The organism is Mycobacterium sp. D16R24, assembly GCF_002013385.1.
In the GTDB taxonomy this organism is placed as follows: Bacteria; Actinomycetota; Actinomycetes; order Mycobacteriales; family Mycobacteriaceae; genus Mycobacterium.
On record NZ_MAEV01000001.1, the window covers coordinates 44,205 to 70,086 of the forward strand.

23 protein-coding genes are annotated in these 25,882 nt (G+C 64.3%); 13 read left to right on the plus strand and 10 right to left on the minus strand.

Annotated elements, in window-relative coordinates:
* Positions 1 to 109 precede the first annotated feature (109 nt).
* On the plus strand, positions 110 to 1,804 hold the full coding sequence (locus tag B4383_RS00195) for an APC family permease (RefSeq protein WP_078287455.1): 1,695 nt from the start codon (positions 110 to 112) through the stop codon (positions 1,802 to 1,804).
* Here the strand turns inward: B4383_RS00195 and B4383_RS00200 are convergent.
* Entirely contained in the window at positions 1,801 to 2,973 is a 1,173-nt protein-coding gene (locus B4383_RS00200) for an FAD-dependent monooxygenase (RefSeq protein ID WP_078287456.1), read from the minus strand. The genes B4383_RS00195 and B4383_RS00200 overlap by 4 nt on opposite strands.
* 77 nt (positions 2,974 to 3,050) lie before the next feature.
* Here B4383_RS00200 and B4383_RS00205 point away from each other — a divergent pair, with 77 nt between their 5' ends.
* On the plus strand, positions 3,051 to 3,521 hold the full coding sequence (locus B4383_RS00205; RefSeq protein ID WP_078287457.1) for a MarR family transcriptional regulator: 471 nt from the start codon (positions 3,051 to 3,053) through the stop codon (positions 3,519 to 3,521).
* Here the strand turns inward: B4383_RS00205 and B4383_RS00210 are convergent.
* Entirely contained in the window at positions 3,518 to 4,993 is a 1,476-nt protein-coding gene (locus B4383_RS00210) for a gamma-aminobutyraldehyde dehydrogenase (protein WP_139360460.1), read from the minus strand. The two genes, B4383_RS00205 and B4383_RS00210, sit on opposite strands and share 4 nt — an antisense overlap.
* Positions 4,994 to 5,115: 122 nt before the next feature.
* On the opposite strand from B4383_RS00210, the gene B4383_RS00215 reads away from it, so the two are divergent.
* Genes B4383_RS00215 through B4383_RS00225 form a run of 3 tightly spaced genes read left to right on the plus strand, consistent with a single transcriptional unit; the run spans position 5,116 to position 8,233 of the window.
* Positions 5,116 to 5,622 (plus strand): Lrp/AsnC family transcriptional regulator, encoded by a 507-nt coding sequence (locus tag B4383_RS00215; protein WP_078287804.1) that lies wholly within the window; start codon positions 5,116 to 5,118, stop codon positions 5,620 to 5,622.
* On the plus strand, positions 5,619 to 7,004 hold the full coding sequence (locus B4383_RS00220; RefSeq protein WP_078287459.1) for an aspartate aminotransferase family protein: 1,386 nt from the start codon (positions 5,619 to 5,621) through the stop codon (positions 7,002 to 7,004). Before B4383_RS00215 ends, B4383_RS00220 begins: the two co-directional genes overlap by 4 nt.
* 2 nt (positions 7,005 to 7,006) lie before the next feature.
* On the plus strand, positions 7,007 to 8,233 hold the full coding sequence (locus B4383_RS00225) for a saccharopine dehydrogenase C-terminal domain-containing protein (protein ID WP_078287460.1): 1,227 nt from the start codon (positions 7,007 to 7,009) through the stop codon (positions 8,231 to 8,233).
* Here the strand turns inward: B4383_RS00225 and B4383_RS00230 are convergent.
* A complete protein-coding gene (locus B4383_RS00230) occupies positions 8,230 to 8,622 on the minus strand; it encodes a PH domain-containing protein (RefSeq protein WP_078287461.1) in 393 nt (130 codons plus the stop codon). The genes B4383_RS00225 and B4383_RS00230 overlap by 4 nt on opposite strands.
* Positions 8,623 to 8,921: 299 nt before the next feature.
* Between B4383_RS00230 and B4383_RS00235 the strand changes: the two genes are divergently transcribed.
* From B4383_RS00235 to B4383_RS00250, 4 genes are all read left to right on the plus strand, one after another.
* On the plus strand, positions 8,922 to 10,772 hold the full coding sequence (locus tag B4383_RS00235) for an acetolactate synthase large subunit (RefSeq protein ID WP_078287462.1): 1,851 nt from the start codon (positions 8,922 to 8,924) through the stop codon (positions 10,770 to 10,772).
* Complete coding sequence (gene ilvN / locus B4383_RS00240) at positions 10,769 to 11,272, plus strand: acetolactate synthase small subunit (protein ID WP_078287463.1); 504 nt, start codon at positions 10,769 to 10,771, stop codon at positions 11,270 to 11,272. The genes B4383_RS00235 and ilvN overlap by 4 nt, the downstream gene beginning before the upstream one ends.
* A 57-nt stretch (positions 11,273 to 11,329) precedes the next feature.
* Complete coding sequence (gene ilvC / locus B4383_RS00245; protein WP_170914906.1) at positions 11,330 to 12,331, plus strand: ketol-acid reductoisomerase; 1,002 nt, start codon at positions 11,330 to 11,332, stop codon at positions 12,329 to 12,331.
* A gap of 142 nt (positions 12,332 to 12,473) precedes the next feature.
* Positions 12,474 to 12,905, plus strand: a complete 432-nt coding sequence (locus B4383_RS00250) for a DUF2752 domain-containing protein (RefSeq protein WP_078287805.1) — start codon at positions 12,474 to 12,476, stop codon at positions 12,903 to 12,905.
* A 4-nt stretch (positions 12,906 to 12,909) separates the two neighbouring features.
* Here the strand turns inward: B4383_RS00250 and B4383_RS00255 are convergent, their stop codons facing one another.
* The 5 genes from B4383_RS00255 to B4383_RS00275 form a co-directional block, all read right to left on the minus strand.
* Positions 12,910 to 13,956 (minus strand): oxygenase MpaB family protein, encoded by a 1,047-nt coding sequence (locus tag B4383_RS00255; protein WP_078287465.1) that lies wholly within the window; start codon positions 13,954 to 13,956, stop codon positions 12,910 to 12,912.
* Between the two features lie 127 nt (positions 13,957 to 14,083).
* Positions 14,084 to 15,049, minus strand: a complete 966-nt coding sequence (locus tag B4383_RS00260) for an ArsR family transcriptional regulator (RefSeq protein ID WP_078287466.1) — start codon at positions 15,047 to 15,049, stop codon at positions 14,084 to 14,086.
* A gap of 96 nt (positions 15,050 to 15,145) precedes the next feature.
* A complete protein-coding gene (locus B4383_RS00265; protein WP_078287467.1) occupies positions 15,146 to 16,330 on the minus strand; it encodes a cytochrome P450 in 1,185 nt (394 codons plus the stop codon).
* The gene (locus B4383_RS00270; protein WP_078287468.1) at positions 16,317 to 17,720 is read right to left on the minus strand and encodes an AarF/ABC1/UbiB kinase family protein; all 1,404 of its coding nucleotides are present in this window, start codon (positions 17,718 to 17,720) and stop codon (positions 16,317 to 16,319) included. The genes B4383_RS00265 and B4383_RS00270 overlap by 14 nt, the downstream gene beginning before the upstream one ends.
* Entirely contained in the window at positions 17,717 to 19,141 is a 1,425-nt protein-coding gene (locus tag B4383_RS00275; RefSeq protein ID WP_078287469.1) for an AarF/ABC1/UbiB kinase family protein, read from the minus strand. The genes B4383_RS00270 and B4383_RS00275 overlap by 4 nt, the downstream gene beginning before the upstream one ends.
* A 79-nt stretch (positions 19,142 to 19,220) precedes the next feature.
* Between B4383_RS00275 and B4383_RS00280 the strand changes: the two genes are divergently transcribed.
* Positions 19,221 to 19,817 (plus strand): TetR/AcrR family transcriptional regulator, encoded by a 597-nt coding sequence (locus tag B4383_RS00280; RefSeq protein ID WP_078287470.1) that lies wholly within the window; start codon positions 19,221 to 19,223, stop codon positions 19,815 to 19,817.
* A gap of 15 nt (positions 19,818 to 19,832) precedes the next feature.
* Positions 19,833 to 21,185, plus strand: coding sequence for an MFS transporter (locus B4383_RS00285; protein ID WP_078287806.1), 1,353 nt, complete (start codon positions 19,833 to 19,835; stop codon positions 21,183 to 21,185).
* On the opposite strand, the gene B4383_RS00290 is transcribed toward B4383_RS00285, so the two are convergent.
* Positions 21,186 to 21,869: a LysM peptidoglycan-binding domain-containing protein gene (locus B4383_RS00290; protein WP_286143902.1), complete on the minus strand. Its 684-nt coding sequence runs from the start codon at positions 21,867 to 21,869 to the stop codon at positions 21,186 to 21,188. It abuts the gene before it with no gap.
* 90 nt (positions 21,870 to 21,959) lie between these two features.
* Between B4383_RS00290 and serA the strand changes: the two genes are divergently transcribed.
* Positions 21,960 to 23,588: a phosphoglycerate dehydrogenase gene (gene serA / locus B4383_RS00295; RefSeq protein ID WP_078287807.1), complete on the plus strand. Its 1,629-nt coding sequence runs from the start codon at positions 21,960 to 21,962 to the stop codon at positions 23,586 to 23,588.
* A complete protein-coding gene (locus B4383_RS00300) occupies positions 23,585 to 24,598 on the plus strand; it encodes a 3-isopropylmalate dehydrogenase (protein ID WP_078287472.1) in 1,014 nt (337 codons plus the stop codon). Before serA ends, B4383_RS00300 begins: the two co-directional genes overlap by 4 nt.
* Positions 24,599 to 24,663: 65 nt before the next feature.
* On the opposite strand, the gene B4383_RS00305 is transcribed toward B4383_RS00300, so the two are convergent.
* Entirely contained in the window at positions 24,664 to 25,866 is a 1,203-nt protein-coding gene (locus tag B4383_RS00305; protein ID WP_078287473.1) for an MFS transporter, read from the minus strand.
* Positions 25,867 to 25,882: the final 16 nt, after the last annotated feature.

Here is a 25,882-nt window from a genome sequence, read left to right on the forward strand (position 1 = left end):
TGCCGAATTCGGAGCTAAACCCGATTTCGGTGACGGATTCCACTCATGTTGGGCGAAATCTCAACGGAAACCGTATTCTGCTCGCATTCCGCCGAGCAGGGAGACGCGTATGAGTTCAGACACCCCCGTCGAGAGCAAGGGGCTCAAGGGCGGCGCGATGGGGCTGCTGTCCAGCGTGGTCGTTGGGCTCGCGTCCACAGCACCGGCCTACAGCCTGGCTGCCACCCTGGGTTTGATCGTCGCCAGCGGTGGCGCCCTGCTCGCCGGGGTCAAGGCACCCGCCATCGTGCTGATCTCGTTCATCCCGATTTATCTCATCGCGGTGGCCTATCAGGAGCTGAACAAGGCCGAGCCGGACTGCGGCACCACTTTTACCTGGGCGTCCCGCACCTTCGGGCCGATAGTCGGATGGCTCGGCGGCTGGGGGATCATCGCCGCCGACGTCATCGTGATGGCCAACCTCGCCCAGATCGCAGGTGCCTATTCGTTCACGTTTGTCGGTGATCTGGGGTGGACCGCGGCAGCGAGCCTGGCCGACAGCACCCTGTGGTCGACAGTGGCAGGCGTTCTTTGGATCGTGATCATGACTTACATCTGTTACCGCGGTATCGAAGTCTCGGTGCGCCTGCAGTACGGGCTCTTACTGGTCGAGATGGTTGTGCTGGTCGCCGTGTCGATCATCGCGTTGATCAAGGTCTATACCCATAACGCCGAGGCATACTCACTGCTGCCCTCGTTGTCCTGGTTCTGGCCCGGAGGCATGGATTTCGGCACCGTCATCGCGCCCGCCGTCCTGACGACGATCTTCATCTACTGGGGTTGGGATACCGCGGTGGCCTGTAACGAGGAGTCCGATGACCCGGGACGCACACCCGGGCGCGCCGCGGTGCTGTCCACCTTCTTGCTGCTGGCCACCTATGCACTGGTCAGCGTGGCAGCTGTGGCGTTCGCGGGCGTCGGCACCGAGGGGATAGGCCTGGGCAATCAGGAGAATGCCGCGGATGTATTCGCGGCCATCGGTCCCGAACTGTTCGGCGATAGCTTCCTTGGGCATGTGGGGATGCTGCTGTTGTCCGCCTCCATCCTCACGTCGGCCTCGGCCTGCACCCAGACCACGATCCTGCCGACGGCCCGCACCACCCTGTCGATGGGTGTCTACAAGGCGCTGCCGGATTCGTTCGCATCGATCCACCGCAGGTATCTGACGCCCACTACCTCCACCGTGGCGATGGGTGCGGTCTCGATCGCGTGCTACGTGCTCTTTACGATCATCAGCACCAATCTGCTCACCGCCCTGATCGGATCGGTCGGCCTGATGATCGCCTTCTATTACGGGCTCACCGGCTTCGCGTGTGTGTGGTTTTATCGCCGGACCCTCACCCAGAGTGCACGCAATTTCATGATGCGAGGTGCGATCCCCTTGCTTGGCGGCATCGCGCTGACGGTCATCTTCGCTTACGGGTTGATTCAGTACGCCAAGCCCAACTGGCTCATCGATGACGCCGGTAACAACGTCACCGTCTTCGGATTCGGGGCCGTGGCGGTAGTCGGCATCGGCGCGTTGGTGCTCGGCGTCGTGCTGATGCTGCTGTGGCGGGTGGCGGCGCCGCCGTTCTTCCAGGGGACGACGCTGCCACGGCGCAGTGCCGACCTGGTGCTTGCTCCTGCCGGGGCCACGGCACACTTTGGACTGCCCGATGCGGTGGAGGCGCAGCAGACCGTGATCGCCGGCGATCTGTCCAATCTTCCGGAAGGGGAGGTCGCGGTGAATCCGCAGACGGGTGAGGAATTCAGCAGGGATTAGAGCGAGGCAAGCGCCGCGCCGGCAGCAGCAGCGGCGTCGTAGTCGGGAATCCAGTTGCCGGTGAGGATCTCGATGAGCTGTGCCGCTTGCTGCCGCGGAGTCATGTCGACAGAGCGATAGACGTGCCCTGTCTGACGGGCGTTCTGTTGAACTCGGGTGGTGCGATCACGCCGCCGTGACTCGTACAGGGCCAGCCGCCGGGGGACGTCAGCGGCCGAGGCTCCTGCCAACACGGTGGCCAGCACGACGGCGTCCTCGATCGACATGTTCGCGCCCTGGCCGAGGTGGGGGGTCATCGGATGCACGGCGTCACCCAGCAGCGCGATGCGATCGGTGGTCCATCGGCTCAGCGGCTTTCGGTCATACAGACCCCAGCGGAAGGTCTCGGTCATCGCCTCGACGACGCGCTGCACCGGCCGATCCCACCCCGCGAATTCGACGGCGAGCTCCGCGACGTCGCCGGGCGCGGTCCAGGATTCCTCGGCGTCGAGATTGCTCGCGGTGAAGGCCACCACGTTGAGCAGCCGACGTTGGGAGACCGGGTAGATCAGGAAACTGCGCCCGGGGCCGAGCCACATCTGCATGCTGTCCAGATCGACCGCGCCACCGAGGCGTTTCACCGGGATCAGGCCGCGATAGGCCATGACGCCGTCACTGGACAGCTCAGCCGGGCCGGTCACCACGCGCTGCACCACCGAGTGGATACCGTCAGCTCCCACCGCGATGTCGGCACGTTCCTCGGAACCGTCGGCGAAAACGATGCGCACCTCGTTGGCCGTCTCGACGATGTCCTGGCAGGGGCGTCCGAGGTGAACGGTTCCCTCGGGTAGTGCGCTCAACAATGCTTGCTGCAGTTCGCCGCGGTGCACGGGTAGGGAGGTCACCGGGCGATCCGGGCTCACCGATGGCCACGCCGGGGGCACCGGCACGCTTTCTCCTTGCCACGTGCGCCAGAGGGTGCGTTCGATGGGGGTGCCCACCGCGCGCACTCGATCGCCAAGGCCCACTGCGTCGAGGGCGCGCAGACCGTTGCTCGCAATGACCACGCCCGCGCCCACCTCGCGCAGTTCGTGTGCCTTCTCGTAGACGACGACGTCGCTACCGTTGGCGCGCAATGCAGCTGCTGCCGTCAGCCCGCCAATTCCGGCGCCGATGATCGCTACCCGCATGAGTTCGTCCTTCCCTTGGCTCCGATGCATAACGTTAGCATGCTAACTATTGCCATGCTAACCCTTAGACTGTTGGAGTGCCAGGACAACCGAGTGGAAACAGTGCGCGCGAGATCGAAGAGCTTGTCGCGGCCACAGATGCGCTGTACTTCGCGATGCGCCGGGGGCGAACGTCGCCCTCGGGTACTCAGGCGGGCTTGAGCCGCTCTCAGCTTGAGCTGATGGCGCCGCTGCTCGACCAGGATTCGATGTCCGTGAGCCAGCTCGCCGGGACGGCGGGAGTGGCGGTGCCGACAGCCACCCGGGCGCTCAAGCAGCTGGAGGAGCGAGGGGTGATCGAGCGCGCTCGATCGCCATCGGATGACCGGCTGGTCCTGGTGGGCTTGACCTCCACCGGGCGTGCGCAGGTCATTAAGGCGCAAGCGGCCTTTCGGGCGCGACAGCACGGGGTCTTCGCGGAACTGACCAGTGCCGATCGCCGTACCATGACCGCCAGCCTCACCCGGCTCGCGGCGCTCATCAATGACAATGTGGACGCGCGCGCCTAGCGTTTCGCGAAAATAATTCGGTGCCAGTCTTTTTCGGCGGTTCCGGTGATGTCGCTCATGACGTGTTTGATGGTGAGGTACTCCTCAAGGGAGTAGTCGGACATATCCTTGCCGAATCCGGATGCGCCGAATCCGCCGTGCGGCATCTCGCTGACGATGGGGATGTGATCGTTGATCCATACGCAACCCGCCTTGATCTCCCGCGATGCCCGCTGCGCGCGGTAGACATCGCGTGTCCATGCCGAGGCGGCAAGACCGTAGGCGGTGTCATTGGCCTGCCGCAGCGCGTCGTCGTCATCGGTGAATGAGCGCACGGTGAGCACCGGGCCGAAGATCTCGTCGCGGTAGACCTCGGACGTCTCCGTGACATCGGCGATCAGTGTGGGCCGGTAGAAGGATCCCGGCAGATCAGGAGAGCTTGCGCCGGTGACGATTCGGCCGCCCTGGGTGGGGGAGCGGTCCACGATGCTCGACACCTTGGCGCGGTGCGCGGCCGAAATGAGCGGTCCGATATCGGTAGTGGGGTCCATCGGGTCGCCGACGACGACCTTGCTCATCACCTCGCAGACCCCGGCGACGAAGTCGTCGTACAGATCGCGGGCGACGATGGCCCGCGTCGCGGCCGTGCAGTCTTGACCGGAGTTGATGATCGCTCCGGCAACCGCGCCCTGGATCGCCGCGTCCAAGTCGGCATCGTCGAACACCACGAAGGGGGCCTTGCCGCCGAGCTCCAATTGTGTTCGGCGGCCATGAACTGCCGCTGCCGCCATCACCTTTCGGCCGATGGCGGTGGACCCGGTGAAGGTCACCAAATCCACGTCGGGATGGCCGGCGAGTGCACCACCGGCGTCATCGCCGCGCCCGGTGACGACGTTGAGCACGCCAGGGGGTAGTCCGGCCTCGACGGCCAGGCGTGCCAGAGTCAGCGTGGTCAGTGGTGTCAGCTCGCTCGGTTTGATCACCACCGTGCATCCCGCCGCCAGTGCGGGTAACACTTTCCACACCGCCATCTGCAGCGGGTAGTTCCAGGGGGTGATGGTGGCGACCACCCCGGCGGCCTGCCTGCGGATGCTGGAGGTGTGGTCGGCCGAGTATTCGGCCGTTGCCTTGCCCTCCAGATGCCTTGCGGCACCGGCGAAAAACTCGATATTATCGATGCTTCCGGGCACATCGAACTCGGAGGCCAGCCGCACGGGTTTACCGGTCTGGGCGACCTCTTCGGCCACCAGTGTGTCGGCACTGGCAGCCATCACGGCGGCGAGTCTGGCCAGGACATTCGCGCGGTCGACGGGTGTCGCGGACGCCCAGGCGGGCCCCGCGGCCTTGGCCGCCGCCACTGCCGCATCCACATCGGCAGGGGTGGCGAGGCTTAACTCTGCGACGGTCGTGCCGGTCGCCGGGTTGATGACGCGGTGCGCTTCGCCGTGGGTCGTGACGGGGTGGCCATTGATCCAGCTGCTGGGAACGATCACCTGGCTACGGTATCGAAAACCAGCGCCTGAAGCCACGGATTCCATCGTCAATAGTCCGCTATTTGCGGTAATTCGTCGTAAAACGTTGCATGAAACGATGGAATCCGTGCACAATCGAGCTCGTGACCAACACGAAACGACGCTTGTTGCGGGTCGCCGATCCGGGTAACGGCTCTGCGGCATTCCAGCTTGATGACGCGTCCAAGGCGATTGTCGAGGAGCTTCAGCAGGACGGGCGGCGTGCCTACGCGACCATCGGCAAGTCGGTGGGGCTCTCGGAGGCGGCCGTGCGGCAACGCGTACAGCGCATGATCGACGCCGGTGTCATGCAAATCGTGGCGGTGACCGACCCCATGCAGCTGGGGTTCGCGCGCCAGGCCATGATCGGCATCAAATGCTCCGGTGACACCACCGAGGTGGCCGATCGTCTGGCGGAACTCGATGCCGTCGACTACGTGGTGCTGACGGCCGGAACCTTCGACGCGATCGTCGAGGTGGTCTGCGAGGACGATGACGACTTGTTGGTTCTGCTGAACAAGCAGATCCGTGCGGTGCCCGGGGTGACCTCCACGGAGACCCTGGTCTATCTGAAATTAGTGAAGCAGCAATACAATTGGGGTACCCGGTGACAACCGTCGATGTAGCACATGATATTTTCGGCGACCTGCAGCAGAAGGCATCCCGTCACCTCTGGGGTCACTTCGCCCGGCACGGTGAGGGCATCTCCGTGCCCATCATCACGCGCGGTGAGGGGGTGAGGATCTGGGATGATCGCGGCAAGAGTTACCTCGACGGCCTTTCCGGATTGTTCGTCGTACAGGCCGGGCACGGACGCGCCGAATTGGCGCAGGCCGCGGCCCGGCAAGCCGAGAAGCTTGCCTTCTTCCCGCTGTGGTCTTACGCCACCCCGACCGCGATCGAGCTGGCCGACCGCATCGCCGGATACGCCCCGGGCGACCTGAATCGTGTCTTCTTCACCACCGGTGGAGGAGAAGCGGTGGAGAGTGCGTGGAAGCTGGCCAAGCAGTTCTTCAAGCTGACCGGGAAACCCGGTAAGCACAAGGTTGTTTCGCGTGCCATCGCGTATCACGGAACTCCGCAGGGTGCACTGGCCATCACCGGCCTGCCGGCGTTCAAGGCGCCCTTCGAGCCGCTGACCCCGGGTGGGTTCCGCGCACCGAACACCAACTTCTATCGGGCACCGGAACCATATGCCCACGATGCCAAGGCATTCGGGCGATACTGCGCCGACCGGATTGCCGAGGCGATCGAATTCGAGGGGCCCGATACCGTCGCGGCGGTGTTCCTTGAACCCGTGCAGAACGCGGGCGGTTGTTTCCCTCCGCCGCCGGGCTACTTCGAGCGGGTGCGCGAAATCTGTGACGAGTACGACGTGCTGCTGGTGTCCGACGAGGTGATCTGCGCCTTCGGTCGCATCGGATCGATGTTCGCCTGCGAGGATTTCGGGTACCAGCCGGACATCATCACCTGTGCCAAGGGCATGACATCCGGGTACTCGCCGATCGGGGCGATGATTGCCACGGATCGTCTGTTCGAGCCGTTCAATGACGGCAAGACGACCTTCCCGCATGGATACACCTTTGGCGGACATCCTGTTTCGGCGGCGGTGGCGCTCGCCAATCTCGACATCTTCGAACGCGAGGGACTCAACGACCGGGTGCGGGAGAACGCGCCGGTGTTCCGGGCCACCCTGGAGAAACTTCTCGACCTGCCGATCGTCGGTGACGTGCGCGGCGCGGGGTACTTCTACGGGATCGAGTTGGTGAAAGACAAGGGGACCAAGGAGACGTTCAGCGGTGAGGAGAGCGAGCGGCTGCTCCGCGGCTTCCTGTCGGCGGCGTTGTGGGATGCGGGCCTGTACTGCCGCGCCGACGACCGTGGTGACCCCGTGATTCAGCTTGCGCCACCGCTGATTTCCGGGAAACCGGAGTTCGATGCGATCGAGCAGATCCTGCGTGGCGTGCTCACCGATGCTTGGGCGCGGTTATAGGTATGAGAGTCCTCATCGTGGGTGCCGGGGGAGTGGGCAGCGCGGCCGCGTTCATCGCGGCCCGTCGAGAGTTCTTCGAGGCGCTGGTGATCGCGGACTACGACATGGCACGGGCGCAGGCAGTGGTGGATCGTCTCGGCGATCCACGGTTCACTGCGGCCCGCATCGATGCCTCCTCGGCCGACGATGTCGCGGCGCTGTGCCGCGAGCATCGAATCACCCATGCGCTCAACGCGGTTGATCCTCGATTCGTCATGAGCGTCTTCGGGGGATGTTTCGCCGCGGGGGTCACCTACCTCGATATGGCGATGAGCCTGTCGCATCGCCATCCGGACAGGCCCTACGAGCTGCCCGGGGTGATGCTCGGTGACGAACAGTTCGCCGTGGCCCAAAAGTGGGAGTCCGCGGGGTTGTTGGCGTTGGTGGGCATAGGAGTGGAGCCGGGCCTTAGCGATGTGTTCGCGCGGTACGCCGCCGACCACCTGTTCTCCGAGATCGACGAGCTGGGCACCCGGGACGGCTCCAACCTTGAGGTACAGGGTCACCGGTTCGCCCCGTCGTTCTCCATCTGGACGACCATCGAGGAATGTCTCAATCCGCCGTTGATCTGGGAACGCGATAGGGGGTTCTTCACCACCGAACCCTTCAGTGAACCCGAGGTTTTCGACTTCCCGGGAGGCATCGGCCCTGTCGAATGCGTCAATGTCGAGCACGAGGAAGTGGTGCTCATGCCGCGCTGGGTCAACGCCCGGCGGGTGACGTTCAAGTACGGCCTCGGTGCCGAGTTCATCAATGTGCTGCGCACTCTGCGTCTGGTCGGGCTGGATAGCACCGCCCCGGTGAGCGTGCACGCGCAGGGCGGTGACGCCACCGTCAGCCCTCGCGATGTGGTGGCGGCGTGCCTACCGGATCCGGCGGGGCTGGGGCATCTGATGCGCGGGGCCACGTGTGCGGGTCTGTGGGTCACCGGCACCGGCAAGGACGGCAGACCACGCGAGGTCTATCTGCACCACGTCGTCGACAACGAATGGACGATGGCCCGCGACGGCGCGCAATGTGTAGCGTGGCAGACCGCCGTGAACCCGATTGTGGCCCTGGAGCTGCTCGCCGAGGGTGCGTGGAGCGGCACGGGGGTGTTGGGGCCGGAGGCCTTCGACAGCGTGCCGTTCCTGGACCGACTCAATACCTTCGGCGCGCCGTGGGGCATGCAGGAGCGTGCGGCCGCTTAACCCCGCTCGAGTCCCTGATAGGGATTCGGCACCCGGCCATTGCTGGCCGCCGACAGGATGGGCAGCGTCGAGAAGGTGACCGCAGGCAGGCGCAGCGAGGTGCCGTCCACCAGCTCTGCCCGTGCCCAGGCGTGCTTGTCGAATCCGATCCCTTTGACCTGCGTCCACGGCAGCTTGCGGGTGGCCGTCAGTGTTCGTACCTGCACCGATTGCGTGTCGACCGCGGTCTGATACCGAAAGACCGCGTAGGAGAAGACGACGGGGATGACCAGCAGTGGCGCGAGGACCGGGAGATACAGGACAAATGTCAGGATGCCGAGCGCCAGAAACCCGGACATGAAATGCGCCATCGGCGATGTCCTGATCACTGTGCGTTTCTCCTCGGTCATCCACCCATTGTCGCCGACAGCGAGGCCGTGGCGAGAATCCGGCCCGGAACTCGCCGTGGCTTCACGCTCGGCGAAGCCGCTTCTAGCAGGGATTTGACTCGGACCTCCAGAAACGGCTACCGTACGCGGTGTGAACAACCCCGCCTTGCTCGTAGTAATCGGTATGCGCGTCGACGCGTAGCCCGAGTCCAAGGCAACTCGCGCACACTCGACGCGCAACCCTCGTACAGCAGACCGCTGGCGGGGGTTTTTTGTTGCCATAGGTTTTCAGTACGGACACAACAAGAGGACAGACCACCATGAGCGCACCTGCAAAGCCCAAGCCGGCTTCTGCTTCTGGGCTGACCCCAGCGGCAGCTCCGGAATCGAACACCGTCGCACCCCAGCGCGTCACCGGCGCGCAGTCGGTAGTGCGGTCGCTTGAGGAGCTCGGCGTCGAGGTCATCTTCGGCATTCCCGGTGGTGCGGTGCTGCCCGTGTACGACCCGCTGTACGACTCGGTCAAGGTTCGGCACGTCCTGGTGCGGCACGAGCAGGGTGGCGGGCACGCGGCCAGTGGGTACGCACACGCCAGCGGCAAGGTCGGCGTCATGATGGCGACCTCCGGCCCGGGTGCCACCAACTTGGTCACCCCCTTGGCCGATGCGCAGATGGACTCCATCCCGGTGGTCGCGATCACCGGGCAGGTGGGGCGGGGCCTCATCGGCACCGACGCCTTCCAGGAAGCCGATATCTCCGGCATCACCATGCCGATCACCAAGCACAACTTCCTGGTGAACAACGCCGAGGAGATCCCACGGGTCATGGCCGAGGCCTTCTACATCGCCCTCAGCGGTCGTCCCGGCGCGGTCCTCGTGGATATCCCCAAGGACGTCCTGCAAGCGCAGACGACATTCAGCTGGCCGCCGCAGATCTACCTGCCCGGCTACAAGCCCGTCACCAAGCCGCATGGCAAGCAGGTCCGTGAGGCGGTCCGGCTGATCGCCGCCGCCAAGCGTCCGGTGCTGTACGTCGGTGGCGGTGTCATCCGTGCGGACGCGTCCCCGGAACTCAAGGAATTGGCCGAATTGACCGGCATCCCCGTCGTCACCACCCTTATGGCGCGCGGTGCATTCCCCGACAGCCACGAGCTGCACATGGGTATGCCCGGGATGCACGGCACCGTCGGCGCGGTGGCTGCACTGCAGCGCAGCGATCTGCTGATCACCCTGGGCGCGCGTTTCGACGACCGCGTCACCGGGCAGCTGGACTCGTTCGCGCCGGACGCCAAGGTGATTCATGCCGATATCGACCCCGCCGAGATCGGTAAGAACCGCCACGCCGATGTGCCGATCGTCGGGGACGTGAAGAACGTCATCGCCGAGCTGACCGAGGCCATCCGGAATGATCGCGCCACCGGTGCGACGACCGACCTGTCCGAGTGGTGGGGGTACCTCTCGGGTATCCGCTCGACCTACCCGCTGGGCTACGACGCACAGCACGACGGCAGCCTGGGCCCGGAGTTCGTCATCGAAACCCTGGGCAAGATCGCCGGTCCCGACGCGGTCTACGTGGCAGGCGTTGGGCAGCACCAGATGTGGGCCGCGCAGTTCATCAAGTACGAGAACCCGCGTACCTGGCTCAACTCCGGTGGCCTGGGCACGATGGGCTTCGCGGTGCCCGCGGCCATGGGTGCCAAGATGGCGCGGCCGGAGGCCGAGGTGTGGGCCATCGACGGTGATGGCTGCTTCCAGATGACCAACCAGGAGCTGGCCACCTGTGCCATCGAGGGCGTGCCCATCAAGGTGGCGCTCATCAACAACGGCAACCTGGGCATGGTGCGTCAGTGGCAGACCCTGTTCTACGACCAGCGCTACTCGCAGACCGACCTGGCGACACACTCGCGTCGCATCCCCGATTTCGTGAAGCTGGCCGAGGCGCTCGGCTGCGTCGGATTGCGTTGCGAGCGTGAAGAGGATGTGGCCAAGGTGATCGAAGAGGCGCGGGCCATCAATGATCGCCCGGTGGTCATCGACTTCGTCGTCGGTGCCGACGCCCAGGTGTGGCCGATGGTCGCGGCCGGCACCAGCAATGACGAGATCCAGGCGGCCCGGGGCATCCGGCCGCTGTTCGACGATGATGAAACTGCGGAGCAGGAAGGGTCACGATGACCAGCACCCATACCCTGAGCGTTCTGGTCGAGGACCGTCCCGGTGTACTCGCCCGCGTCTCGGCGCTGTTCTCGCGGCGCGGCTTCAACATCGCGTCGCTGGCGGTGGGCCCGACCGAACTCAAAGGTATTTCGCGCATGACAATCGTCGTCACCGTCGACGATTTTCCGCTCGAGCAGGTCACCAAGCAGCTCAACAAGCTCATCAACGTGATCAAGATCGTCGAACAGGACGAGGAGAATTCGGTCGCCCGCGAGCTGATGCTCGTCAAGGTGCGGGCCGATGCGACGGTGCGCGCGCAGGTCATCGAAGTGGTGAACCTGTTCCGCGCCAAGGTCGTGGATGTGTCGCCGGAGTCGGTGACCATCGAGGCGACGGGCACCCAGTCCAAACTGGATGCTCTGCTGCGGATGCTCGACCCGTACGGTATTCGGGAGATCGTGCAATCCGGCGTGGTCGCGCTGTCGCGTGGCCCGCGGTCCATCGCCGCCGCGAAGTAGAAATCATAAAGACATCAGAAGAAGAAGTAAGAAGGGAAAAGAACTGTGGCAGTTGAGATGTTCTACGACGATGATGCGGACCTCACCCTGATTCAGGGCCGCAAGGTCGGCGTCATCGGGTACGGCAGCCAGGGACACGCGCACTCGCTGAGCCTGCGCGACTCCGGCGTCCAGGTGAAGGTCGGTCTGCGCGAGGACTCCAAGTCGCGCGAGAAGGTCACCGAGCAGGGCCTCGAGGTCGATACCCCCGAAGCCGTTGCCAAGTGGGCCGACGTCATCATGATCCTCGCGCCCGACACCGCGCAGGCCCAGATCTTCACGAACGAGATCGAGCCGCACCTCAAGGACGGCGACGCGCTGTTCTTCGGGCACGGCCTGAACATCCACTTCGGTCTGATCAAGCCCCCGGCCAACGTCACCGTTGCCATGGTCGCCCCGAAGGGTCCCGGCCACCTGGTGCGTCGTCAGTTCGTCGATGGCAAGGGTGTTCCCGCGCTCATCGCCGTGCACCAGGACCCGAAGGGTGAGGGCCAGGCCCTCGCGCTGTCCTACGCCAAGGGCATCGGTGGCACCCGCGCCGGCGTCATCAAGACCGACTTCAAGGAAGAGACCGAGACCGACCTGTTCGGTGAGCAGGCCGTGCTCTGCGGTGGCACCGAGGAACTGGTCAAGACCGGGTTCGATGTCATGGTCGAGGCCGGATACGCCCCCGAGATGGCGTACTTCGAGGTGCTGCACGAGCTCAAGCTGATCGTCGACCTGATGTACGAGGGCGGCATCGCCCGCATGAACTACTCGGTGTCCGACACGGCGGAGTTCGGTGGCTACCTGTCGGGCCCGCGCGTCATCGACGCCGGCACCAAGCAGCGGATGAAGGACATCCTCAAGGACATCCAGGACGGCACCTTCGTCAAGCGCCTCGTCGCGAACGTCGAGGGCGGCAACAAGGAGCTCGAGGGCCTGCGCAAGGAGAACGCCGAGCACCCGATCGAGGTCACCGGCAAGAAGCTGCGCGACCTGATGAGCTGGGTCGATCGGCCGATCACCGAAACCGCCTAGTCTCTAGCCGCTACCGCAAGGCCCCCGCACTCTTCGGAGTGACGGGGGCTTTTGCGTTTTCCGCGGTCGACGTTCAATAGGAATGGTGTCCATCGAGTATGCGACGGTAGTCATGCCGAGGTTCGGTGGATACTGGAACTCGATGACCACCTCCCGTTCGACCTCCGTCGCCTCCCGACTCGCCGCGCCCGTCGTTGTGGGTGCGGTGGCGGTCGCGGGTTGTGCGGCGATCTGGCTCGGAGACCCGACAACACCCGGGGGAGTGCTTCCGGTGTGTCCGTTCAAGGCCCTCACCGGCCTTGACTGCCCCGCGTGCGGCGGTCTGCGGATGGTCTACTCATTGATGCACGGCGACGTGCTCGGTGCGTTGCGCTACAACGCGGTTGCGTTGGTGGCCTTGGGATTCCTCACGGTGTGCTTTGTCGCATGGACGCGTAGCCGCTGGCGAGGAGAGACCGGTTGGAATCCGCCATGGTTGCACGGATGGGTGCCGACGATCATCGTGGTGGTATTCGTGGCCTGGTTTGCCATCAGGCTGATTCCGATCGCGCCGTTCACCGCGCTCCGAGTGTGAGGGCCTAGGCGGACTGCTCCATAAGCTCGCGAGCGTTCTCTCCCAACGTAATGCCGTCGTCACCGATGAACAGGCGGGAGATCTCGCGGGCCAGCGGCTCGAGTGTGAACGGTACAAAGGCGGGCTGGGCAAGGCGCAGGAGCATCGCCAGCATCGGGTCCGCGATTCGCGGAATCCCCAAATGGCGCCGTACCTTTGGCGGCACCACCGCTACCGAGGGTACGGCGGTGACCAGGGTGATCGCGGCAACCGCCGCCGCCGTCAGCCCGCCGAAGCCCCGTGCGTTTCTGATCACCGACAAGGCGAATCGCATGCCGCCCGGCACAAAGCCTTTCACCATCCGGTATTCGGATTCGATGGAGTCGTAGTAGGCCTCCACCTCCTCGGAGGTCACCGGCACGGTGTCCGGATCGGCTCCCATGAGCTCGGCGAATGTCTTGACTTCCGAGAAGAATTGGTCGCGTTCGGCTTTGGGAAGACGCCGGGGGATAAGACGCCCCGGCGCGGGTGTGTTCTCGTAGATACGTAGCGCCGCATGCATGATCGTCACGTGCGCGAAGAGCACCAGTGCAGGCCCCTGCGCGTCGTAGGGCCGGTCGGTGCCGGGAATGACACCCTTCATGTTGCGGTGGTAGTGACGCAGGTGCGCGGCCAGGGCATCGGCGCTCGCGGTGTCGCCGAAGATGATCGGTATCGGGACTCCGGCCGTGCGCTGAATGCGTTTGACGGTGTCATCGAAGTCGACCTGGTTGCGCTTGCTCTTGGTGAACACCGGATCGTGGTTGATCTCGACGGCCTGCAATCCCTCATGACTGCCCTCCAAGAGCGCCGTCACCAGGACGATCATCGGTGCCACGGAGGGATGCAGAAAGACCTTCCAGGTCACCGAGCCGGGGCCGAAATAGCCGTAATCCGGGTGTCCGTCGGGGCCGGTGCGTTGACCGGCGGGGGTTGGCCCATCACCGCGCCGCCAAATCCGGGCTTTGGCATCACCTCGAGGCGGCATACCCGCCGAGGATGGTGTCGTGGCGTGTGTAGCTGTGCTTGGCATCGTTGCCTCCCAGGGAGCGGTTCGCTTCCTCTTATTGGAGACGTTAACAACGTCAGTTGTCAACAGTAAGGGGCGCAACTGTTATAGAAGTGGCTGCTGCATTGCAATCTCCGCCGGTGGTGTCCAGCTACGGGCGGTTCGCCCCGATCAGGTCCAGTCCCAAAGCGGTGGCCCAGTGAATGACCGCTTTGCCATCGCGGCGGCTATGCACCAACCGTGCCTGCCGCAATGCCGAGGTGTGCTCGGAGGCCGACGCCGGGCTGATACCGAGATCGCGGGCGATGTCGCCGGTGGTGTGCTCCTGACTCAGCACGCGCAGTACTGCCGCTCGGGTCGACCCGAGTATCGTTGCGAGCGAGTCAGATTCGGTGCCAATGCCAAGGGTGAGATCGATGGGTGCCGGGTATGCCAGGACCACCGGACGGTCGCCGAGCTCACCGACCAGGGGTGGTCCCGCCCAGAAAATGCTGGGCGTCAACACGATGCCACGGCCACGCAGCGCGATGGTGGTGCGTTGTGGACTGTCGACCTCAAGGCAGTCGCCATTCCATCGTGCGCCGGGGACAATCTTGCCGAGGGCGGCCCGCACACCGTGGCGCGCCATCACGCGTCCCTGCCGGACAAGTTCAATCTGATGGTTCGCCTGGATGTCGGGCCAGTACGGTTCCAGCACCGCTCTGTAGGCGCCTTTCGTCATGCGTCCCAATGCCACAGTGGCTTCGCGATCACCGGCGATGGCGTGCCGGAGATAAGGTGGCGCACCGGCACCTTCGGTGGGGCCGCGCCCGAAGACGGCCAACTCTGCCAGCGCCTGCTGCCGACTCAGCTTTTCGATGGACCGCATACCCTCATCGAAACTGTCGCCCAGCACGGTGGGCGACAATGACCATGAAAAGTGGCTCACCACCGCCCGTCCCGGTGCCGCCGCGATGGGAAATGCTGCCAGCGCTCGACAACGCCACCGTTCGCCCCACGGTGTGCGAATACCTTGCCGCAGTGCTCGTGTCGCGAACTTCATCTCCAACAACGGCGCAGGCATAGGCAGAAACCTCGTCAAAGCAAGGTCATTCGCCGCGAAGATGAGTCGCAACACGCTGGCCTACAACCCGCTGCGGACCGCTTTGACGAGTATCTCAACACAATATGCCCATACCTTTCGGCGCACCCGCGAAACATCGCGCTGCAGTGCTTAGATATGGAACCGCATGGGGATGCTGCGCGGTCCCCGGATGGCGGGGGCGTCCCTCCAGCCGACGGGGCCAGTCACCTCGGGTCTGCGTGCCAGGATCTCGCGAATGGCCACCGTCGCCTCCAGCCTGGCCAGCGCCGAGCCCAGGCAGTGATGCGCGCCGTATCCAAAGGCCAGCGGTGGGGTGTTCTTGCGGCCCAACCGGAACTCGGCGGGATCGGTGAACACCTGTGGATCGCGGTTTGCGGCGGCAATCGCGATGAGGACCGTCTGGCCTTCCCGGATTAGGTGCCCGGCCAGGTTGTGGTCCCGGGTCGCTACGCGCGCGGTGCCCTGTACCGGGCCGTCGAGTCGCAGAAGTTCGGTGATGACCGCGGGGTCATCGGGGTCGACGTGATCGGCCAGCCGGGTTCCGTCGGCGCGCGCGGTGAGCAGCCGAAGCATGCTTGCCCCCAAGAGATTAGCCGTCGTCTCATGACCCGCGATGGCGATCATCAATGCCATGGTGACCACGTCTTCCAGCGACAGGTTGATATCGGATGCGATCAGACTGAGTAGGTCGTCTCCGGGGTGTACGCGGCGGTCTGCGGCCAGCGGCAGAAGTTCGGTAGCGAGTGTCGCGCCCGCGGAGGTGCCGGCCAGGACGGTCTCGACGTCGGCGAAGGCCCCGAGCATCTGGATGATGACCGGGGACTCCTGGCGAAGGACGGCTGACGCCGCATCGTCCAGGCCGAGCCACTCGCCGATGATTGCGATCGGCAACGGTAGGGCGATATCGGTCATGAAGTCGAAAATTTCTCCAGCTAGCGGATATTCGACGACGTGAGCGGTGATGGATTGCACGCCTTCGCGCAGACCGGCGATGAAACCCGGGGTGAATACGTCGCGGACGGCGCCCCTGAGCGCGGTGTGATCCGGTCCGTCGACGAAGAGCATGTTTCTGCCGAAGTTGGACAGGTCGAGGTACTCGGGGGCCGAGGCCCGCATCTGCGGGCTGGCGAGGGGATCGCTCGACCATCCGGTGCCACCCAGCACCTCGCGGGCCGGGTGATATCCCAGAACCACCCAGGTGCCGGCTTTCTCGTCCCAGACCACGTCGCCGCGAGCTCGGAGGTTTTCGTAGTAGGGGTAGGGATCCCGTGAATCCCAGGGAATCCGGGGAGCGATGGGGTTAGCAGTGGTCATGGTGATCCAATCCGAAGGGCAGGCCTCGCTCGCGGACCCATCCGACATGCTGTTTACCTAGCGGGGAAATGGCTTCGGCCACGCCATCGAGATCGTCGAGCAGCGCGCGGGTGTGCACGGTCGCGTTCAGCGTTGCCGACAGGGCGCTGATGTTCAGATTGATCCGGGCCAGGAAAATCAAGTCGCTGGGTATCGACATCTGATGCAGCGTCTGGAAGTTCAGCAGGGAACGGGTGGCGCTGTTCGATATCTGACGGGTAAATGTCACCGGCTGAGGGCCCCGGATGTCCTGCACGGTTGCGCCGAGCCACTGAAAGACATCGTGAGCCGACAGCGGGGAGTCGGCGGCGAAGTATCCGGCATCGACCATGAGCTGGCGTAGGTCTTCGCGCCGTTCCTCGGCAGCCGCGCGAATCATCTGCACGAGCCGATAGCGCAAGGGCTCGGGCACCACCTTGATGCAACCGAAGTCGACGAAGCCGACGGAACCGTCCATCCCGAATCGATAGTTGCCCGGATGCGGGTCGGCATGAAACAGATTCGCGTGCCGAAATGATCCGGTGCTGAAACGCCAGATCGTCTCCACCCAAACGTCTTTGAGGTCCTGGTCGGCCTGTTGTGCGGCCACCCAATCCAGACCGCCCAGGTAGGTCATGGTGACCACCCGATTGCCGGACGCTTCAGATATCACCTCGGGTATCCGGATAAAGGGATGGTCCGCATAGAGGGCCGCGAACGCCCTCATATTGGCGGCCTCGTGCCGGTAGTCCAACTCCTCGGATATGCGTGCGGCCACCTCGTCGGCCATGAGGCGATGGTCCAGTTGTGGCCGCGGCCCGGCGATACCTGTCGCGAAGCGCAGGAAAGTGGCCATCAGCTCCGCGTTCGATAGATCGTGCTCGATGGCTTGTGCCACACCGGGATATTGGACCTTGACGGCGACCGGGCGGCCATCATGAAGGGTCGCTCGATGCACCTGGCCGATAGATGCCGCCGCCATCGGTTCATCGCTGAATTCGGAGAAGAGTTCCTCGACGGACCTCCCAAGATCTTCTTCGAGGGCTTGGCGCGCCAACAAGGGATGCATGGGCGGTGCGTCAGCCTGCAGTCGCGTCAAGGCGTTTTGATACGGCGAGAGTTGGTTGTAGCCGTGGGATGCGATATCGGCGACCGAGAAGATTTGGCCGGCCTTCATGAGGACGCCCTTGGAGTGTCCGAGCAGTTCGGTGTAGCGCTCGGCGGTGCGTTCGTGGAACCGTTCGACGGCGCCGGTGTCTCCGGCTTTCTCGCGCAAGCCCGCGACGAGTCGCCCGCCCGCGGCGCGGGCGGTGAAGCCTGCCAGCGGCATGGTGCGCCGGATTCGGCCGCGCGGAATGGGATTGTCGCTCATAGCTGGACACCAATCTTTGGTTGTTGCCGAGGGTCTAGTCCGAAGGGCAGTCCACGTTCACGTACCCAGGCCACATGTCGCACACCGAGCGCGGTGGTCGGCTCGGCGACACCTGCCATGTCCGACAGGATCGCGCGCAGATTGACCGTCGCCCCGAGTCTCGTCATGGAGGAGGTAACACCCATGGTGATGCGGCTGAGCATGAACATATCGGGCGGAATAGTCAGATGGCGCGATCCAGCGTCGGGGTTGGAGACGTTGACTGCGGCGAGAAATTCGTGCATCAGCTCGGGTGTGTATCTGACGGGTTGAGTCAGGGACAGCCCGGGACTGAAGTTGGTTATCCAGCGGTATGTCTCGTCGGCAGAAGCGGTGGAATCATTAGGCAGCACCCCGTATTCGACTGCCATCCGACGAAGGCCTGGTCTGTCGCCACTGAACATCGCCTGACCCATCAATGTCCAGCCGTATCGCCGGAATTCCGGAAACTCTTTGACACAGCCGAAGTCGACGACGCCGATACTGCCATCTAAGCCAAAACGATAGTTACCTGGATGTGGGTCGGCGTGATAGAGCGACGAGTGCTGAAAGGATCCATAGACAAAACGCCATAAGGCTTCTGCCCAGGTGTCCTTCAGCTCTTGATCGGCATTGTGCGCCTCATCCCAACCGATTCCGTCCACGAAGGTCATGGTCAGCACTCGCTCCCCGGATGCTTCATCGACGAGCCCAGGTACCCGGATGAATGGGTGCTCGCGGTAGAGGTCGCTGAAAGCCCGAATGTTAGCGGCCTCATTGCGATAGTCGATTTCTTCACCGATCCGGTCTGCGATCTCGGCGGCAATGCCCCGCAGATCGGCTTGGCTGTAGATTCCGGTCGCAGACAGGGCCACCCGCAGGAACGTGGCGAGCAGCTCGGTATTTGCAAGGTCATCCCTGATGGCCTGTGCCACACCGGGATACTGGATCTTTACCGCGACCCGGCGACCGTCGTGTAGTACCGCTTGATGGACCTGGCCGATGGAGGCTGAGGAGATCGGCTCATCATCGAACTCGGCGAAAAACTCGTCGAGGTCGCGGCCCAGGTCGTCTTGGAGTATCTGCCGGGCCAAGCGAGACTCCATGGGCGCTGATTGCGTCTGCAACCTCGTCAGGGCACGCGCATAAGGAGTCAAGGAGCCGCTGAGGCTCGTATCGAGAGTGGAGAAGATTTGGCCGGCCTTCATCAGAACGCCCTTGGAGTGCCCGAGTAGTTCGGTGTATCGCTCGGCGGTCTTTTCATGGAAGCGGTCCACGGCGCCGGTGTCTCCGGCCTTCTCGCGCAAGCCTGCGACCAGTCGTCCGCCCGCGGCACGAGCAGTGAATCCTGCCAGCGGCATAGTGCGCCGGATGCGGCCTCGGGGCACCAGGTCTTCTGTCATGACTACCTCCTACCGGTGAGCCAGAGCGGCTGTTAAAGTAATCACTGAGTGACACTAAGTGATTACTTGGGAGACGTCAATGGTTGAGATTTCCACAAAAGAACGCCTGGTCGCCGAGGCCATGAGGCTCTTTGGGGAGCAGGGGTACAAGGCGACAAGCGTCGCGCAGATTGAGAAGGCGGCCGGTCTTACTCCCGGATCGGGCGGGCTTTATCACCACTTCAAGTCCAAAGAAGCGCTGCTGGAGGCGGGCGTAGATCGTCAGCTCGATCGCCGTCGCGCAATGCGTGACATCCGCGCGCTTTTCGGTGGACTGGGCGACCTGCGTAACGAACTCACGATGATGGGTCGCTACCTGCTGACCGTGCTCGATGAGGAGTCGCAGCTGCTGCAGATCGCATCGAGTGTTCCGGCCGGTCACCTGGCCCGGCTCGACAACGCCTATGCCGCACTCTTCGATGGCCTCTACGCCGAGCTCACCGACTGGGTGCATGGCTGGGCCCCGGACATCGGCAAGGCGCAAGCGGAATCGATTGGGGCGCTGGGCGTCAATGCACTCTTGGGGAAGCGCGCGACCAGTACGGTTTTTCGGGCGCCGACCGCCACCATCGCCGACGAGGACTACATCGGGGAATGGACGGCCATGCTGGCCACGAGAATCGAGTCGCTGCGTTAGTCTCCGCCGGTGGCCCTGACACCGGAGACCGTGCCCGCTGCGCCCGCGGTCCCGCGCAGCCGAATCGTCATTGCCTCCATGGTGGGCACGAGCATCGAGTTCTTCGACTTCTATATCTATGCCACCGCAGCGGTGCTGGTGTTCCCAACGTTGTTCTTTCCCAAGGGAAATGAAACCGCAGCGCTGCTGTCCTCGTTCGCGACGTTCGGGTTGGCCTTCGTCGCCCGCCCGGTCGGATCCATGCTGTTTGGACACTTTGGCGATCGGATCGGACGCAAGGCCACGCTTGTCGGATCGCTGATGACCATGGGAGTCGCGACCTTTGCGATTGGGTTGCTACCCACCTTCGAGACTGTGGGCTACTGGGCTCCGGCCATGTTGTCGCTGCTGCGTTTTTGTCAGGGGCTGGGACTGGGAGGGGAGTGGTCGGGTGCGGCGCTGCTGGCGACCGAAACCGCCGAGGAAGGGAAGCGGGGCTGGGCGGCGATGTGGCCACAGCTGGGCGCCCCGATCGGATTCTTCTTCGCCAACGGCACTTTCCTGCTGCTGATGCTCGTCATGGGCTTCGACGCTAAGACGGCTGCGACCAACCATGCGTTCTTGTCCTGGGGTTGGCGAGTCCCGTTTTTGGCCAGCGCCGTCATCGTGGTCGTCGGTCTGTACGTGCGGCTCAAACTCACCGAGACACCCGTGTTCACCCAAGCGGTTGCCGAGGGCAAGAAGGTGCGTGCACCGTTGGCCGAGGTGGTTCGGACCTCGTGGCGCCAGCTGGTGATCGGCACCTTCGTCATGCTGGCCACGTACACAATCTTTTACGTCGTCACCACCTGGGCGGCGTCGTACGGAACAGGGAAGGTGGTCGACAAGTCCGGGGTCAAGCTCGTGATCAGTTACGTCGATTTCCTACAGATGCAGCTGATTTCGGTGCTGTTCCTGGCGGCGTGCGTGCCGATATCCGGACGGCTGGCGGACAAATTTGGCCGCAGGCCGGTGCTGCTGACGTTCACTGCCGGAATCATCGCGTTCGGGCTCTCGTTCGGCTGGTTTCTCGACCCGGCGACGGTGGACAAGGCCACGATGCTGGTGTTCCTGAGCCTGGGAATGGCGTTGATGGGCTTGTCCTTTGGGCCGATGAGTGCCCTGCTGCCCGAGCTGTTTCCGACGAATGTGCGCTACACGGGGTCGGGGATCGCCTACAACTTCGCCTCCATCATCGGCGCCGCCGTCGCGCCCTTCATCGCGACGTGGTTGGTGCACGACTTCGGCGTCGCCTGGGTGGGCGTGTACCTGTCCGCCGCTGGTGTACTGACATTTGTGGCACTACTGGCCGTTCGTGAGACGCGTGGGATAGACCTGGCTGAGGTGTGATCAGCCACCCAGGTCGATCGACGGGAAGTAAATGACCTGTCCCACCGTGATGTGGTCGGGGTCTTCGATTAGATTGGCCGCCGCCACCATCTGGACAGCGATCTGTGTCCGCTCGTCGCCGTAGTCGCCATAGTTCTGACCCGCCAGCTTCCAGAGCGTGTCGCCGGCGACAACGGTGTGGCGGCGGTTAAGCCGAGGCTGGATCAGCACCGCGCCGGGTTCCGGGTCATCTCCGCTCAGCTGGTTCGCGATCGCGATCACTATCCACAGTGTCCAGTCGCCGTACCACCGGTCCGCGAGCACCTGCAGCGTCTCACCCGACACCACGGTGTGATGCCCCACGTTGGCGAGATCGGGCATCAGCAGCCATTCGCCGACGATGAGGTCGCGCTGCGACACGCCACTGGGGCTCTCGAACACTCCGCTCATCGAAAAGCTGCCGTAGAAGTGTTCTGCGATCTTCCCCTTGGTGTCACCGGCTTTGACCTGGTAGCGGTACGTGACATAAGGGATTTCAAGTTCCTGGCCGACCTCGATGAGATCAGGATCGGAAAGGTCGTTGGCCACCGCGATCACGCGGTAGCGGCGTCCGTCGCCATAGAACATTTCGGATAGTTTCCACAGGGTGTCACCAGTGCGGACCGTGTACCGGCCGCTGACAGGTAGTACATGTGTTTCAGTCATGCGCATACCGTCATCCGGACGGGCGCCCTGGGTCGTGAGTAGTGCGCTACTCGATGTGCCGGGGCAGGACCCCGGTTGTCGGCGACTGTGATGTCCGCCGCTTCGGGCGGCACACTAGGCTATGACGACGTGAGCGAACGTCCAGTCGTGCTGATTGCCGACAAACTTGCCCAGTCGACCGTCGAAGCACTTGGTGATGGTGTGGAGGTGCGCTGGGTCGACGGCCCCGATCGCCCCGCGCTGCTGGCCGCGGTACCCGACGCCGATGCGTTGTTGGTGCGCTCGGCCACCACGGTGGATGCCGAGGTACTGGCCGCGGGAACGAAGCTCAAGATCGTCGCGCGCGCCGGCGTCGGACTCGACAATGTCGACGTCAAGGCAGCCACCGCCCGCGGTGTCCTGGTGGTCAACGCACCCACCTCGAACATCCACAGCGCTGCCGAGCACGCCGTCACTCTGCTGCTGTCCACCGCGCGGCAGATCCCGGCCGCCGACGCCTCGCTCAAGGCGCACACCTGGAAGCGCTCGTCGTTCAACGGCACAGAGATCTTCGGCAAGACCGTCGGTGTGGTGGGCCTGGGCCGCATCGGCCAGCTGTTCGCGCAGCGCCTCGCCGCGTTCGGGACGCACATCGTTGCCTACGACCCCTACGTCTCGGCTGCTCGCGCCGCCCAGCTCGGCATCGAGCTGCTGACCCTCGACGAACTTTTGGGTCGGGCAGATTTCATCTCGGTGCACTTGCCCAAGACGCCGGAGACCGCGGGTCTCATCGGCAAGGAGGCGCTCGCCAAGACCAAGCCGGGCGTCATCATCGTCAACGCCGCACGCGGTGGGCTTATCGACGAGGCCGCCCTGGCTGACGCGATCCGCAGCGGTCACGTCCGTGGGGCCGGGCTTGACGTGTTCTCCACCGAGCCGTGCACCGACAGCCCGCTTTTCGAGCTCGACCAGGTTGTGGTGACCCCGCACCTGGGCGCCTCGACCAGCGAGGCCCAGGACCGCGCCGGCACCGATGTGGCGGCAAGCGTGAAGTTGGCCCTGGCAGGCGAATTCGTGCCCGACGCCGTCAATGTAGGCGGGGGAGTCGTCAGCGAAGAGGTCGCGCCGTGGCTTGAGGTTGTACGCAAGCTCGGTGTGCTCATCGGGGCCGTCTCCGAGCAGCTGCCCACGTCGCTGTCGGTCGATGTCCGTGGCGAACTGGCCTCCGAAGACGTTGCCGTGTTGAAGCTCTCGGCGCTGCGTGGACTCTTCTCCTCGGTGATCGAGGACCAGGTGACCTTCGTGAACGCTCCGTCGATCGCCGAGGAGCGCGGAGTGAGCGCCGAGATCACCACGGCCACCGAGAGCCCCAACCACCGGAGCGTGGTCGACGTGCGCGCCGTCTACGCCGACGGCTCGGTGATCAACGTCGCCGGCACCCTGTCCGGCCCGCAGCAGGTGCAGAAGATCGTTCAGATCAACGGCCGCAACTTCGATCTGCGTGCCGCGGGCGAGAACCTCGTCATCAACTACGCCGATGTGCCCGGTGCCCTCGGCAAGATCGGCACCGTGCTGGGCGCTGCCGATGTCAACATCCAGGCCGCGCAGCTGAGCCAGGACGCCTCCGGAGAGGCGGCCACCATCATCCTGCGTATCGACCGCAGTGCCCCGGATGCCGTGCTGGACGAGATCCGTGCCGCCGTCGGCGCGACAACCCTTGAGCTGGTTGACCTTTCATGACGAAACTCGCGATCATCGCTGGCGACGGCATCGGACCCGAGGTCATCAGCGAGGCCGTCAAGATTCTCGATGCGGTGCTGCCCGGCGTCGACAAGACTGAGTACGACCTGGGTGCCCGCAGGTACCTGGCCACCGGCGAGCTGATGCCGGATTCGGTGCTCGACGAGCTCCGTGGTCATGACGCCATTCTGCTGGGCGCCATTGGCGATCCCTCAGTTCAGAGTGGAGTGCTGGAGCGCGGTCTGTTGCTGCACACCAGATTCGCGCTCGATCATCACATCAACCTGCGTCCGGCCAAGCTGTACCCGGGTGTGACGGGACCATTGGCCGGCAACCCGGCCATCGACCTCGTCGTGGTGCGGGAGGGAACTGAAGGGCCGTACACCGGCAACGGCGGTGCCATCCGCGTGGAGACCCCGCACGAGGTCGCCACCGAGGTCAGCCTCAACACCCGGTTTGGGGTGGAGCGCGTGGTGCGCAACGCGTTCCAGCGTGCCGAGGCCCGCAGCAAGAACCTGACGCTGGTCCATAAGAACAATGTGCTCAAGTACGCCGGCTCGCTGTGGACGCGGACGGTCAACGAGGTCGCCGCCGAGCATCCAGACGTGCAGGTGTCCTACCAGCACATCGACGCTGCCACCATCCACATGGTGACCGACCCGGGCCGGTTCGACGTCATCGTCACCGACAACCTGTTCGGTGACATCATCACCGATCTGACGGCCGCGGTCACCGGTGGAATCGGCTTGGCCGCAAGCGGAAACATCGACGGTTCGGGTAAGAACCCGTCCATGTTCGAGCCCGTGCACGGCAGTGCGCCCGATATCGCGGGCCAGGGGATCGCCGATCCTACGGCTGCGGTCGTTTCGGTCTCGCTGCTGCTGGATCACCTGGGCGAGACCGAGGCCGCGGCCCGCGTGGAGAAGGCCGTCGAACAGCACCTGGCCACCCGGGGCGCGGCGAAGCTGTCAACCTCGGCCACCGGCGATCGGATCGCCAGCTTCCTGTAGTCCTGACGAGTGCGAGCCTCACGCGGAAATCCGGCCGGAAAACCGCGTCAGGCTCGCACTCGGCGTTACTCCGGCCGTCGTTCCAGCTTCACCGGCACTAAACCGACAGCGGCTAAGGGGAACAGCGCGCATACGGCGAACGCCGCCGAGAAACCTGCCGCTGTGGCGATCGCCCCGAACACTGGTGGTGACACCGCAGCGGCCAGCAGCTGGCCGGTATTCTGCGCGCCCAGGGCCCGGCCGCTCCAGAACGGTCCGGCGATCTCCGCGATCGACGTGTAGGCCAGGCCGTTATCCGACACCGTGATCACCGAAGCCACCAGCATGACGACGACGCTGATAGACCAGTCCAGCTGATCGGTGACAGCCAGTAACGCCATGGTCGCCGACGCGGCAAGGGCGATGAGACGGATCGGCCGCATGCGCGAACCCCAACGGTCGGACCACATTCCGGCCACCACCCGGCCGAGCGCGCCGACGACTTGTGCGACGGTGACCATGATGCTTGCGGCACCGATGCTCCAGCCTCTATCGGTCACCAGCCACACCAGAGTGAATGTCCACACCACCACCTGGGGGACCACCAGCAGGACCGACACGCCGTGGATGAGCCACAGCACCCGTGATCCGCGATAGGGGTTGGCCAGGTGTTCCTCGGGAGCCTCTGCGCGGGGAGGACGGGGCGGGTCGATGATGCCCACCAGGCACACCGCCGAGGACACCGCGCATACGACCGCCGGGAAGATCAATGCCGTTGCTACGCTGTGGCCTTCGGCAATACGGGGAATGACCAGGGCGCCCAGGGCAACCCCCAGCGGTTGGGCCATCTGGCGGATGCCCATCACTGTGCCTCGCTGGTTTGGCGGGAACCACCCCACCACCACGCGTCCGCTGGCCGAGTTGCATGCTGCGGCAGCGGCTCCGCCCAACAGAAGGAAGACGCCGGTGATCACCAACGACGGTGCCTCGGCCGCCGCGAATGCGGCCAGAGCCGTCAGCGCCAGACCGCTCACCAACGCGATGCGTTCGCCGAACCTGTCGATGAGCGCACCCCACGCGATGAGTGTCAGCACCATCCCGAAACTGGGCATCGCCGACAGCAGCCCCGCGTTGGCGAGGTCGAGACCGCGTTCGGTGTGCAGGGCCGGTATGAGGAATGCCACGCCGTTGATGAAGACATTCGCGCCCGCCGTGGACCCCAGGGCAATGGCCAGCATCGCCCAACGGCGTGTTGTACCAACCTCATCGACACGAACCATGACTGTCATGGTTCCACATCCATCT